This is a genomic window from Duganella sp. GW822-FHT06D06 (assembly GCF_058799615.1).
Map to the genome: position 1 here is coordinate 46,678 of NZ_JBXALQ010000010.1, position 13,491 is coordinate 60,168.

At 65.8% G+C, this 13,491-nt stretch carries 10 protein-coding genes; 3 read left to right on the forward strand and 7 right to left on the reverse strand.

The window, feature by feature from the left end:
• Window positions 1-30: 30 nt before the first annotated feature.
• From AC1RMD_RS18915 to AC1RMD_RS18935, 5 genes are all read right to left on the reverse strand, one after another.
• On the reverse strand, window positions 31-1,146 hold the full coding sequence (locus AC1RMD_RS18915; RefSeq protein WP_492928251.1) for a WD40/YVTN/BNR-like repeat-containing protein: 1,116 nt from the start codon (window positions 1,144-1,146) through the stop codon (window positions 31-33).
• 15 nt (window positions 1,147-1,161) lie between these two features.
• Window positions 1,162-2,520 carry a DUF1329 domain-containing protein gene (locus AC1RMD_RS18920; RefSeq protein ID WP_492928253.1) on the reverse strand — a complete coding sequence of 453 codons (1,359 nt, stop codon included), beginning with the start codon at window positions 2,518-2,520 and terminating at the stop codon, window positions 1,162-1,164.
• A 13-nt stretch (window positions 2,521-2,533) separates the two neighbouring features.
• Complete coding sequence (locus AC1RMD_RS18925; RefSeq protein WP_492928254.1) at window positions 2,534-4,237, reverse strand: DUF1302 domain-containing protein; 1,704 nt, start codon at window positions 4,235-4,237, stop codon at window positions 2,534-2,536.
• A 62-nt stretch (window positions 4,238-4,299) separates the two neighbouring features.
• Window positions 4,300-5,067, reverse strand: coding sequence for a coniferyl-alcohol dehydrogenase (locus AC1RMD_RS18930; RefSeq protein ID WP_492928255.1), 768 nt, complete (start codon window positions 5,065-5,067; stop codon window positions 4,300-4,302).
• Window positions 5,068-5,091: 24 nt separating this feature from the next.
• Window positions 5,092-6,561, reverse strand: coding sequence for a benzaldehyde dehydrogenase (locus tag AC1RMD_RS18935; protein ID WP_492928257.1), 1,470 nt, complete (start codon window positions 6,559-6,561; stop codon window positions 5,092-5,094).
• Window positions 6,562-6,851: 290 nt separating this feature from the next.
• Between AC1RMD_RS18935 and AC1RMD_RS18940 the strand changes: the two genes are divergently transcribed.
• On the forward strand, window positions 6,852-8,669 hold the full coding sequence (locus AC1RMD_RS18940; RefSeq protein ID WP_492928259.1) for a sigma 54-interacting transcriptional regulator: 1,818 nt from the start codon (window positions 6,852-6,854) through the stop codon (window positions 8,667-8,669).
• A 7-nt stretch (window positions 8,670-8,676) separates the two neighbouring features.
• On the opposite strand, the gene AC1RMD_RS18945 is transcribed toward AC1RMD_RS18940, so the two are convergent.
• The gene (locus AC1RMD_RS18945; protein ID WP_492928261.1) at window positions 8,677-9,168 is read right to left on the reverse strand and encodes a MarR family winged helix-turn-helix transcriptional regulator; all 492 of its coding nucleotides are present in this window, start codon (window positions 9,166-9,168) and stop codon (window positions 8,677-8,679) included.
• Between the two features lie 128 nt (window positions 9,169-9,296).
• Here AC1RMD_RS18945 and AC1RMD_RS18950 point away from each other — a divergent pair, with 128 nt between their 5' ends.
• Window positions 9,297-10,457: an ABC transporter substrate-binding protein gene (locus tag AC1RMD_RS18950; RefSeq protein WP_492928263.1), complete on the forward strand. Its 1,161-nt coding sequence runs from the start codon at window positions 9,297-9,299 to the stop codon at window positions 10,455-10,457.
• Window positions 10,458-10,468: 11 nt separating this feature from the next.
• A complete protein-coding gene (locus tag AC1RMD_RS18955; RefSeq protein WP_492928265.1) occupies window positions 10,469-12,196 on the forward strand; it encodes a tannase/feruloyl esterase family alpha/beta hydrolase in 1,728 nt (575 codons plus the stop codon).
• Between the two features lie 26 nt (window positions 12,197-12,222).
• On the opposite strand, the gene AC1RMD_RS18960 is transcribed toward AC1RMD_RS18955, so the two are convergent.
• Window positions 12,223-13,398: an ABC transporter substrate-binding protein gene (locus AC1RMD_RS18960; RefSeq protein WP_492928266.1), complete on the reverse strand. Its 1,176-nt coding sequence runs from the start codon at window positions 13,396-13,398 to the stop codon at window positions 12,223-12,225.
• Window positions 13,399-13,491: the final 93 nt, after the last annotated feature.

Here is a 13,491-nt window from a genome sequence, read left to right on the forward strand (position 1 = left end):
CCAGCCATGTTCGTGTGAAGGGGACGGGCGCTAGCGCGGCGATGCCGGCACGGCTACCCGGCGCAGGCCGCGCAGGCCAGCCACCACCAGCGCGCCGTCGCGGGCTTGCGCCACGGCGGCCAGCGGCAATGCGGGCGGCAGCGCGGCGCCGCTCTGCGCGGCGAAGCTGCGGCCCTGGTCGCGGCTGAGCAGCACGTCGCCGCCCTGGCTGACCAACACCAGCGTACCGTCGGCCAGTTCGGCGCCGCCGGCCAGCGACGCCTGGACGCCGGTATCGACCTTGCTCCAGCTGGCGCCCCGGTCGCCGGACCAGTAGGCATTGCCGCGCAAGCCGTAGGCGACCAGTGCGCCGCCGCGCGCGGCCAACAGGCCGAAGTAGCTGCCCTTGTAAGGGCTGGCGAGGGCGCTGAAGCTGGCCCCCTGGTCGGTGGAACGCAGCAGCAGGCCCTGTTCTCCGGCCAGATAGAGCGCGTCGCCCGCGCCGCGCATGCCGTATAGGTGCAGGCCCTTGGGATTAGCGACATGCTGCTGCCACGGTTGCCAGGTGGCGCCGCCGTCGTCGGTCTTGAACAGCAGGTTGTAGGCGCCCAGCACGTAGCCGTTGCGGGCGTTGGCGAAGTGCAGGTCGAGGAAGGGTTTGTCCGGGCCGTCCGCCACCAGATGCCGGGCGTCGGCCAGGGCGCGTTCCCGGTCCTGGGGCGTGACCTCGGCGGCCGCCTTGAGCACCAGCGCGGCAGCCTGGATGCCGTCCAGCTGCTTGCTCCAGGTGGCGCCGCCGTCGGCGCTGTGCAGCACCACGCCTTGGTGGCCGACCGCCCATCCTTGCCGGGCGTCGATGAACTGCAAGGCTGTCAGGCTGACGCCGAGCGGCACGCTGGCCTGGCGCCAGGAGACGCCGGCATCATCCGAATACAGGATGGTGCCGCGCTCGCCGGCCGCCACCAGCCGCTGGCCGGCGGCGGCGATGGCCAGCATGGCCGCGTTCAAGGCCTTGGGCGTGACCAGCGCCGGCTGCGTCAACGCCGCCGGAACGACCGCCGCACCGACGGCGCCTTCGGCCCATGCCTCCGGAGCCAGCGTGCAGGATGCGGCGAACAACGCCGCCAGCGCCGCGCGGCGGGCCGCGAGTGGATTCAACTTGTTCATCGGGCGCCCCTTCACTTAGCGCGAGCCCTGGTTGGCCAGTTCCTCGGGGCCGAAATAGCTGGCCGGCAGTCGGGGAATGGTCTTGTACTGGGTCGCCAGGTCGTTGGAGGCCTCGTTCAGCAGGTAGGCGCCGGTCTGCACGTTGTAGGTGCCCCACATGACGTTGCCCACCACCGCCGGCAGGTCCGGCGCCAGCAGCGTCAGCGTGTAGTTGCCGCGCCAGATCTGGCCTTGCGCGTCGTATCCGTCGACCAGGATGATCTGCCAGGTGTCTTCGTCCAGGTAGTAGCGGCGCTTGGTGACTACGTGGCGCTTGCCGGGGATCAGGTTCGCTTCCACTTCCCACACGCGGTGCAGTTCCCAGCGCACCAGGTCGGGATTGAGGAACTGCGGGCCAACCAGGTCGGTGATCTTGGCCGAGGCGGCGCGGTTGTTGTTATAGGGGATGTACATTTCCTTCTTGCCGACCAGCTTGAGCTCATGGTGATCGATAGGACCGAACAGCATGAACGCTTCGTCGAACAGGCCGATGCCGGAAGTGACCGAGTCCGGCGTGTCGTAGGACACCGACGGTGCGCGCCGCACGCGGCGCTGGCCCACCAGGTACTGCCAGATCGCGCGCGGCTGCGCCTCGCTGATGCCGTCGTGGACCAGGATCCCTTCGCCGGCCTTGGAGGCTGGCGCGCGCGTGATCAGGCGGCCGAACTGGAAGATGCCGTCGAATTTTTCCAGGCTGCCGTCCTTGAAGTAGTACGGCCGCATGATGGTCTGTTCGGCCTCGGTGGCGGTGGCGCGCTTGCCGTCCGGCGTGACAATGGTGGTTCGCAGCGGGAATACGGTGGTTTCGCCGGTCCAGGCCAGGCGGTGGTTCATCATGGCCTCGTAGCCGGTCTTCGGAATCGGGAACGGGATGCCGCCGAACGCGCCCTCCACGCCGAAGCCGCCGTCGATGGACTTGGCGCGGGTGGCGTTCTTGAAGGTGTTCTCGTACACCCAGGCTGGCGCGCCGCCGGTGCGATGGGTCGGATAGACGTCGATCCGGTAGGTCGGATATTTTTTCAGCAGCGCCACGGTGGCCGCCGACAGCTTGGCCGCGTACTGGTCGACGTTCTTGCCGGTGATGGCCAGCGTCGGCTTCTCTGCGGCGAAGGGATCGGCGCGGAAGTCGCCAGGCTTGAAGCCGGCCGGCACCTTGGCGTAGGCGCCGTCCCAGGCCGGAATGGTGGCGTCCTTGTTGCCGGCCTTTTCGGCGCCCAGCGGGGTCAAAGTGGAGTGCAGCTTGGCCGCTTCGTCGGCGGTAACGGCGGCGCCGGCGTGCGGCAGGGCGAAGGCCAGCATCAACGCGGCGGCAGTGAGGGTCAGGGTCGTCTTCATTGTAGTTTTGTCCTTAGAATGCGCGTTTGATGTTGAAGGAGATGTAATCGCGGTCCGCCAGCGACTGGGCGTAGCTCAGGATGGGCGTGTTGGTGGCCGGATTATTTTTGAGGAAGGTGCCTGCCGCGCCGAGGAAGCGCACATAGCTGATGCCGAACTTCCAGTCCTGGTGGTAGGTGGCGTTGACGCCGATATTGAAGTCGCCGCCGTGCGAGCTGCCGCCGTTGAAGTTGAACACGGCGCGCGAGCGGCCGTCGATGTTGTAGCCGACGCCGATCGGGATCGACAGGTCGAGCCCATTGATCACCTGGTAGTAGGCCGGCTCGAAGATCATGCGCGCGGAAGTGGCGTCGCGCGTGGTGTTCGGATCGAGCGAGCCTTGCCAGGTGACGCTGGTGGCGCGGTTCCACGCCAATTCGCCCAGCAGCGAAGCGCCCTGGAAGAACGGATTGGTCGGCATCACATAGATCGCCGACAGGTTGACGTGCGCCGTATTGCCGACCGCGTAGGCAGGATTGCCGCTGTTATCGGCGAACACGCCGGTGCCGGCGCGCGACAGGAAGTTCGGAGTCGGGTCGCTGACCAGCGGCGTGTTGCGGCGTACCGAGACCTCGGCCGCAACGTTCGCGCCCAGCAGCACGGTGCTGGCGCTGGCTCCGAAGGTGTGGATGCCTTCCGCATACACGGCCTGCACGGTGGACGGCGCGCCGGGCGGGAAGCCGGGCTTGAAGCCCAGGTAGAAGTAGGGCGTCTTGTCGTGGTAGCGGGCCGCGTAGAAGCCGTATTCGACATCCGAGCCGGCCGGCGAGAACTTGATCTGCATGCCGCCCTGGCCGGAGTTCTTGGCCTTCATGTCGGCGACCGTGTAGAAGGCCGGCGCGCCGCTGTTGGTCGGCGCCACCAGGAAGGCGCTGCTGCCGGCGCCGGCGGCGTCGTAGGAACTGAGGTAGCTGCCGACGCCAGGGATCTGGGTCGGGCGCCATTCGAACTGGTAGTAGCCGCCGATCGACACATTGGGCAGCACCTGCAACTGGCCCGAGACTTGGTTGACCGGCCGCAGGATCTCCTTGAACTGCGCGCCAGGTACGCTGAGCAGCTTGACCAGGTCCACCGGTCCCTGCGCGTTGGCGATGCCGTTGGCGCCGAAGAACAGGCTTTCGCCGTATTGCAGCGTGTGGCGGCCGACGCGCACGGTGCCCGGCAGCTCGCCCAATGAGCCCTTGGCGAAGACGAAGGCGTCCAGCAGTTCGGCGTTGCGGCCGTGGAGCAGGCGGGTGCCTTCGGCGAAGGTGTTGCCGGCCTTGCCGGCCAGCGTGACGGCGTTGCTGGAGACGGAAGCGTTGTCGTTGCTGCCGGTGTAGGAGCTGTCATACCAGGCGGCGGCGCTGACGCGCATGCCGAGGTTGCGGGTGCCGACGTCCAACTCGGACAGCCAGTCGACGCGGCTGGAGACGATGCCCTTGCGGCGGAAGTTCTGGTTGCCGTCGTCGAGGTTATAGCCGGTGAAGTCGCCGGCGCCGGACGATGGATAGCCGCCCGCCAGCAGGCGCGCTTCGACGTCCTTGAGGCGGTAGGCGCTGCTGTATTTGAAGGTGTTGTTCCAGCTGATCTTGAGCTCGGGATTGTCGGTCTCGAACTCGAAGGCGTGGGCGGCCGGCATGGCGGCCGCCACGGCCAATGCCAACAGGGTTGGACTCAGGCGTTTGTTCGCTTGCATTGTCAGTCTCCTAGTTATAGTTTTAGTTGGCCGCTAACGCGCGGCCGGGCGGATGGCAGGCATCAGATAAAGGTCGAAGCCAATCCTCCGTCGATGGGCAGGTTGACGCCGCTGATCCAGCGCGACTCGTCGCTGCACAGGAAGCTAATGACGGCGGCCACTTCGTCGGCGTAGGCCGGGCGCTTCATGCGATGGGCGTCGCGCTGCACGCGCTCTTCGCCCAGCATGGACACGAAGTCCCCCAGGATCGGCGTGAAGACGGGGCCGGGCGCGACGCTGTTCATGCGCACCGAATGCTGCAGGAACCATTTCTGCGATTGGACGTAGGTCCAGACGATCAGCGCCTCCTTGAAGTACTGGTAGCAGGTGTCGGCCGGCACCGGATGCGCATCCAGCCAGGCCTGGCCTTCGGTGTAGCCACGGACGGCGGCCAGTTGCTTGTGCAGGGCCAGCCGCTCCGGCCATTCCGCGCCCAGGATGGAGGCGACGTTGACGATGGAGCCGCCGGCCGGCATGCGCGGCAGCACAGCTTCGGTCAGGCGGCGCAGGCCGAGGTAGTTGACCCGGGCCAGCAGCGCCGGATCGGCGGTGCCGGGCACACCGGCGATATTGCACAGCGCGTCCACGCGCTGCGGCAGCTGGGCGACGGCGGCGTCGATGCTGGCGGGCTGGCCCAGGTCGACGGAGACGAAACCGTCCAGCGTCAGGCCGGGCTCGGTGCGGTCCATGCCGATCACGGTGGCGCCTTCGAAGCGCGCCAGGCGCGCCACTTCGGCGCCGATGCCCGATGCGGCGCCGGTGACGACGATGGTCTTGTTACGTAACTTCATGTGGTCTCCTTGCTTGTGTAGTCGTTAGAAGGGATAGCGCGGCGCTTCGGTCTTCACAGTCAGCCACTGCCATTGGGTGAACTCGTCCCAGTCGGAACTGCCGCCGTGGCGGCCGCCGTTGCCTGACGTGCCGCCACCGCCGAACGGGGCGTGTGCTTCGGCCACCACGGTCTGGTCGTTGATATGGACGTGCCCGGCCGGTACGCGGTCGACGATGAACATGGCGCGCGCCAGCGTCGGCGTGATCACGCCCAGCGCCAGGCAGCCGGTGGTGGCGGAGGCCAGCGCGATGGCTTCCTGGTCGGTGTCGAACACGGTGACCGAGGCCACGGGGCCGAACAGCTCCTCCTCGAAGCTGCGCATGCCGGGGCGTACGCCGGTCAACACGGTAGGCTGGTAGTACTGGTTTTCATAGGTGCCGCCGGCCAGCAGCGTGGCGCCGGCGGCCACGGTGTCCTGCACGATGGCGTGCACGCGCTGCACCTGGCGCGCATTGATCAACGGCCCAAGCGCGACCTTGCCGCTCATCGGATCGCCCACCGGAAGATGTTTGGCCTTGGCCACCAGACGTTCGATGACGGCGTCGGCGATGCCGCGCTGGAGCAGGATGCGGCCGGAGGCCATGCAGATCTGGCCCTGGTGCAGGTAGGCGCCCCAAGCTACGGCGGCGGCGGCGAGATCGGGATCGGCGTCGTCGAGGATGATCAGCGAGTTCTTGCCGCCCAGTTCCAGCGACATCTTCTTCAGGTTGCGGCCCGCCAGTTCGCCGACGCTGCGGCCCACCGCGGTCGAGCCGGTGAAGGCGATCATGGCAATGTCTGGATGGCCGCACATCGCCTGTCCCGCTTCGGCGGCGCCGGGCAGCACGTGCAGCACGCCTTTGGGCAGGCCGGCCGCTTCGAACACGCGGGCGATCAGCACGCCGCCGCTGACCGGCGTTTGCAGGTCAGGCTTGTGGACCACGGCGTTGCCGGTGGCGAGCGCCGGCGCGATCGAGCGGATCGACAGGATCAGCGGGAAGTTGAACGGTGAGATCACGCCGATCACGCCGTGCGGCACGCGCCGCGCGATGCTCATCTCGCCGCTGGCGGAGGCCAGCAGTTGGCCTTTGGGCTGGGTGAGCATCGCGGCCGCTTCCAGCAGGTGGGCGCCGGCTTCGCGCAGTTCGTGATCGGCCTTGGCGCGGATCGCGCCGGTCTCGCGCATGATCCATGTCGCCAGCTCGTCGAGGTGTTCGACGATGACGGCTGCGGCGCGGCGGAAGATGGCGGCGCGCTCCTTGTAGTCGCTGGCAGCCCACGCGGCCTGCGCGGCGCGTGCTTGCGTGGCGGCGCGCGCCACGTCGTCGGCGTTGGCCAGGCCGACGCGGCCCAGCTGTTCGCCCGTCGCCGGTTCGTTGAAGGTGTGGCAGCCGCCTTGAGCGGCGATCCAGTCGCCGTTGAAGATGAGGCCCTGCCAGGTCGTTGGGTGCAAAAGCGCATTCGCGTTGGTCATGCTGTCTCCTTTTGATGATGGGTGGGTGGGGAAGTCAGCCTGCTAGCACGCTAGTTGCATGAAGGTCTGCTTGCCGCTCTTGCCTTAGCTATTACAAGTTATGTGCCAGCTCTTTGTGAGTAGTGCTTATTGCGGCGCACCATGTGGCGGCTACGCTGGGCGCCGGCGCTGCATTCGCCGGCCCGCCGCAGCGCAGCGCAACAAAAAGAAGATGAGCCGGCGATTGATGAAATGATCAAATGGGAGAACTGCCGATGTATGATTTGGTGAACGATGACGAAAGTAGAGACATGAGCAAACCCCCTCGCGTGTCGCTGGCGGAGATGTCCCGCGTTGGCAAGGTGCTGACGCAGGGCGACAGCCAGCACCTGAAAGCCGGTGCGGCGCCTACGCTGGACGACTTGACGCAAAGCCTGCACTTCTCGCCTGGCGATGGCCGCATCTGGCTCAATGGCCAGCGCATGCAGCTGCTGCATATCTCGTCGTTGGGAGCGATGCGGCGCGAACTGCTGGAGAGCATAGGTCCTGAGCGCACGCGCGGCCTGCTGACGCGGGTAGGCTATTCGGCCGGCGCGCGCGATGCGCAGCTGCTGCGCGAACGCTGGCCCGACGCCGAACCCGGCTCGCTGTTCGCGGCCGGGCCGCGCATGCATTCGCTGGAAGGCGCGGTCAAGGTCGAGCCGCTGCATTTTGAATTCGACTTCGAACGCGGCACCTACCACGGCGAATTCCTGTGGCACCACTCCAGCGAGGCCGAGGTGCACACCGCCGATTTCGGCGTCGGCACCGAGCCGGCGTGCTGGATGCAGACCGGCTACGCCATCGGCTACACCAGCGCGATGATCGGACGGCTGACCATCTACCGCGAAGTCGAGTGCACGGCGATGGGCCACAAGCACTGCCGCCTGATCGGCAAGCCGGCCGACGAATGGGACGATGTGGAGGAAGACCTGCGCTTCCTGAACGCGGAATCGTTCGTCAGCACCACCGCATACGGCGGACCGGGGCAGCACCAGCAGGCGGCGGTGCTGCCGGGCGATGACGGAAGCCCGTACGGCGACAAGGAAATGGTCGGCGTGTCGTCGGCCTTCAACGCGGCCTGCCATATGCTCAAGCGCGTGGCGCCGACCGTCGCCACGGTGCTGTTCACCGGTGAGTCCGGCGTCGGCAAGGAGCTGTTCGCCTACATGCTGCACCAGATCGGCGCCCGCAAGGAGCAGCCTTTCGTGGCGGTCAACTGCGCGGCGATTCCCGAGACGCTGATCGAGTCCGAACTGTTTGGCGTGGAGCGCGGCGCCTTCACCGGCGCCAGCCAGTCGCGGCCCGGCCGCTTCGAACGTGCATCCGGCGGCACGCTGTTCCTCGACGAGATAGGCACGCTAAGCCTGGTGGCGCAGGGCAAGCTGCTGCGCGCGCTGCAGGAGGGCGAGATCGAACGGGTAGGGGGCGTGCGCAGCGTGAAGGTGGATGTGCGGCTGGTGGCGGCCACCAACGTCGATCTGCGCGAGGAGATCCGCCAGGGCCGCTTCCGTGAAGACCTGTTCTTCCGCCTGAATGTGTTCCCGATCCGCCTGCCGCCGCTGCGCGACCGGCGCGACGACATCCCGCTGTTGATGGGTTACTTCATGCGACACTACGGCCACAAGCACCAGCGGCGCGTGACCGGCTTCACGGCGCGCGCGGTCGATGCGCTGCTCAACTACGACTTCCCCGGGAATATACGAGAGCTGCAAAACCTGGTGGAGCGCGGCGTGATCTACGCCGACGAGGATGGCCCCATCGATTTGCCGCACCTGTTCACCAGCGGCGAGGAATCGCGGACCTCGTATTTTTCGCTGGCCCAGACCGGACGCCTGACCAGCCATGAAACAGCCTCACCCCCGGCCGCGCCGCCGGCGGCACCGGCCGGTTCGCTGCTCGACGTGCTGCCCGAGATGCTGCGGCAGGCGTCGGAACAGGAGCAGGACTGGTCGCTGGACAATCTGGAAAGCACGCTGATACTGGCGGCGGTGAAGCGGGCCGACGGCAACCTGTCGGCGGCGGCGCGCACGCTGGGCCTGACGCGGCCGCAGCTGTCCTACCGGATGAAGAAGCTCCAGCAGGGTTGAAGGCCCGTCACTCCAGGTAGATCTTCTGCAGCAGCTTGACCAGCTGCGCGCGCTCGGCGTCGGTCAGCGCGGAGGTCGCATCCACTTCCAGCTCGCTGGCGGTCTTTTCCGCCTTGGCGCACATGCTCAGGCCTGCGGCCGTCAGCGCCAGCGTCTGCGAGCGCCGGTCCAGCGGACTACGCTGGCGCAGCAGCAGCCCGCGCTCCTGTAGCTTGTCGAGCAGGATGGCGAGGTTGGGCGGCGACACGTTCACCGCAGCCGACAGCCGTTTCTGGTTGATGTTGGGATTCGCTTTCAGCAGGCTCAATACACTGAAATCCACCGGCCGCAGCTCGTACTTCGCCATCCGCTTTTCAAACAACGGCAGGATGTTGATGTAGGCACGGCGGCAGTTATAGCCCACCAAGCCCAGGAGCATGCTCTGGTCCAGCGGCTGCTCGGCCGCCTCCTGGACGGCATCGATTAATGTTGGTTTCTTTTTTTTGGGCTGCATGGTCATGCTCCGATTCTAGCAAAGAAGCGCCGCCCCGGCCATCCTGCTGCTTGCAAAGTCGCGAAAATGCGTATAGTCTATAATCATTATAAAACATAACTAATTATTCCAACACCAACCATCGAGGAGACACGATGAAGCGCTACGCACCTATTGCCGTACTTTCCACCATACTGTTTGCGGGCCACGCCATGGCCGAGGAACCCATCCGCATCGGCGTCATTGCCGCGCTCACGGGACCGTTCGCCAACACCGGCAAGCCGTTCGAGGACGGCATCAAGACCTATATGCTGCAATATGGCGACCAGGTGGCCGGCAGGAAGATCGAGATCATCTATCGCGACGACGGCGGCACCAATGTCGACCAGTCCAAGCGGGCGGCCCAGGAGCTGATCACGCGTGAAAAGGTCAGCTTCCTGATCGGCTTCTCGCTGACGCCGAGCGCGATGGCGGTGGCGCCCATCGCCACCCAGGCGAAGATGCCGATGATCGTGATGAACGCGGTCACCAACGGCATCACCTCCAAGTCGCCGTACATGCTGCGCACCAGCATGACGATGCACCAGATGACCGGCCCGTTCGGCACCTGGACGGCGAAGAACAAGATCGGCAAGGTCTACACCCTGGTCAGCGACTACAGCACCGGGCTGGATGCGGAGGCGCGCTTCACCAAGGAGTTCAACGCCGGCGGCGGCAAGGTGGTGGGCTCGGCGCGGGCGCCGCTGGCCAATCCTGATTATTCCCCATTCATCCAGCGCATCAAGGATGAAAAGCCGGACGCGCTGTTCTTCTTCGCGCCGGGCGTGGAGGATGGCATCGGCCTGCTGAAAGCCTTCAGCGACAAGGGCCTGGACAAGGCTGGCATCAAGTTCCTCGGAGTCGGCGACATGACCAGCGAAACACCAACGCTGGAGGCGCTGGGCGACCGCGCGCTGGGTGCGGTAACGGTGCTGAACTACGCGCCCACGCTGGACAACGACGCCAACAAAGCCTTCCTGAAATCCTATGCGCAGGCCAATCCGGGCCGTCCGCCCGCCACCTTCGTCACGGTGGCTGCCTACGACACCATGGGCATGATCTACGAGACCGTCCGCAAACTGGGCGGCGCCGTCAACGGCGACAAGGCGATGCAGGTGCTGGCCGGGATGAAGCGAGACAGTCCGCGTGGGCCGATCAGCATCGACCCGGCCACCCGCGACATCGTGCAGAACATGTACATCCGCGAAGTGAAGAAGGTCAACGGCAAGCTGGTGAACGAACCGATCGCCGTACTGCGCGACGTCAGTCCCAACTAAGGAGATTCCTCATGATGAACGAACGACGTGCCTTGAACGGCACGCCGCTGGCGGCGCTTTGCCTGTCGGCGGTGGCCCTGAGTGCCTGCGGCGGAGATGGCGGCACGGTTCCCAACGCCTCGGTGGCGTTGCCGCAGTTGGCTGTGGCTGGCGGCGCCAAGCTGGCCGCCTGCGCGGATTTGGCCGGCAAGATCGCCTATCCCAATACGACGATTGCCAGCGCGGCCTCGGTGGCTGCGGGTGTGCTGACGATTTCCGGCAAACCGGTGCCGGCACATTGCCTGGTAAAGGGATCGATGTACCAGCGGGTTGGTCCGGTGGATGGGCAAAACTACGCGATCGGTTTCGAGATGCGCCTGCCGGTGGACTGGAATGGGCGCTTCTTCTACCAGGCCAATGGTGGCCTGGATGGCTCGGTGCTCACGGCGATCGGGGAAGTCGGCGGCGGCGGGCCGTTGGACAGCGCATTGAACCAGGGCTTTGCGGTGATCAGTTCCGATGCGGGCCACGGGGCGGCGACGCCTTTGTTTGGCCTCGATCCGCAGGCGCGCCTGGACTATGGCTACCAGGCTTCGGCCAAGCTGGCGCCGATGGCCAAGAGCGTGATCCAGACCGCTTACGGAAAAGGGCCGGATCGATCCTATTTCGGCGGCTGCTCCAACGGCGGCCGGCACACGATGGTGGCGGCGTCCCGTTACGGCGAACAGTTCGACGGCTACCTGGTTGGCAATCCCGGCTTCCGCTTGCCGTTGGCGGCGATCGCCAACATCGCCGGCGGCCAATCTTACGCGGCACTGGCAACCAAGCCGGGCGACTTGTCGACCGGGTTTACCTTGGCCGAACGCGCTCTGGTATCAAACGCGGTATTGGACAAGTGCGATGCGCTCGATGGCGTCAAAGACGGCATGGTGCAGGACACCGGCGCCTGCCAGGCAGCCTTCAGCATGGAGCGCGACGTGCCGTCCTGCGGCGCGCAAGGCCGCGACGGCACCTGTCTCAGCACCGCGCAGAAGACGACGATCGGGCAGCTGTTCACCGGCGCGGTCACCAGCACCAAGAGCAAGTTCTATTCGAGCTTCCCATACGACGCGGGCCTGGGGACCGGCAACTGGGGGTTCTGGAAGTTCTTCAGTCCTCTGCAACTGGACTCCGGCGCGGTGGCGATGATCTGGAGGGTGCCGCCGGTGAATCCCGCGACCTTCAACGGCGCCAGCTTCGCGCTGGGCGCCAATATCGACACGCTGCTGGCGCAGGTCGCGGCGACGGACGCCACCTACACGGAAAGCGCGATGTCCTTCATGCTGCCGCCGCACCTGACGGACTACAGCACCATAAAGAACCGTGGCGCCAAGATGATGCTATACCACGGCACCAGCGACCCGATCTTCTCCAGCGACGACACCACGGCGTGGTACGACAATCTGCGCGCCGCGAACGGCGGCGACGCCTCCAGCTTTGCACGCTTCTTCCGGGTGCCGGGTATGAACCATTGTTCCGGCGGTCCGTCCACCGATCAATTCGACATGTTGACGCCCTTGGTGAACTGGGTGGAGAAGGGACAGGCGCCGGAACGCGTGCTGGCCAGCGCGCGTGGACCGGGCAACTCCGGCGGCGTCAATGCCGACGTGCCGGCGTCGTGGTCGGCGACGCGCACCCGGCCGCTGTGCCCCTATCCGCAAGTGGCCAAGTACAACGGCAGCGGCAGTATCGAAGATGCGGCCAACTTCAGCTGCAAATAGGGGAGCAGAAGAGCAGATCCGGCGGCTTACTTGCCTGGGTCTTTCTGGCTGGTGAACTGGTCGAATTCGACGTTATAGAATTCGCTGCCGACCTTTTCGACCTTGCGCACGTAGACCGTCTGCACGATGTCGCGGGTTTGCGGATCGATGCTGATCGGTCCGCGCGGGCTGTTGAGCTGCATGGTCTTCAGGATGGCCATCGCCTGGTCGCCGTCGATCTTGCCGTTCAACTTGCGCGTCACTTCGTAGATCGCCGCCATGCCGTCATACGCCGCCACGGCCATGAAGTTCGGACGTCCCGCGCCCGGATTGGCCGCCGCAAAACTCTTCAGGAAAGCGGCGTTCTCCGGCGACTTGTGCGCGGCCGAATAGTGGAAGGTGGTGATCACGCCCAGCGTGGCGTCGCCCATGGCCGGCAGCACGTGGTCGTCGGTCAGGTCGCCGGTGGCGATCACCTTGATGCCCGCTGCGGCAAGGCCGCGCTCGCGGTAGCCCTTCATGAAGGCGATGCCTTGCTCGCCGGCCGGAACGAAGATGAACACCGCGTCCGGCTTGGCGTCCTTGATGCGCTGGATGTAGGGCGCGAATTCCGGATTGCGCAGCGGGACGCGGATCGCTTCCGTCACTGTGCCACCGCCTTTGACCAGTTCATTCTTGAACGCCGTTTCGGCGTCGATGCCGGGGCCGTAGTCCGCCACCAGCGTCACCACCTTCTTGATGCTGTTCTTGGCCGCCCATGTCGCCATCGGCGCGGAGATCTGTGGCAGCGTCATCGAAAAGCGCGCGATGTAGTTGGATTTTGTGGTGATGACGGACGTGGCGGCGTTCATGATGATCATCGGCTTCTTCGCCTGCTCGGCGATGGGCGCCACGGCCAGCGCTTCCGGCGTCAGGCCGAAGCCGGCCAGGAAGTCGACCTTGTCGCGCACCACCAGCTCCTGCGCCAGACGCTTGGCGATTTCGGGCGAGGGGCCGGTGGTGTCCTTGTAGATGATCTCGATCTTCTTGCCGGCCACCGTGGCGCCGTTCTGCGCCATCCAGGCCTTGATGCCGCCCTCCATCTGCTTGCCGTAGTCGGCGAAGGGGCCGGAGAAGGCGGCGATCACGCCGACCTTGATGGTGTCCTGGGCCTGCGCCAACGGCATTGCCGACCATGCGGTGGCGGCGAGTGTCGCGATTGATACAAATTTTTTCAACGTCATGTTGGTCTCCTGTGCGTTTCTGTTTTCTCTATGAAGAATGGCTAGTCGCGGCAATCGGCGGCGGCGGCGGGCTTCAATTTTGCCACGCGGCGG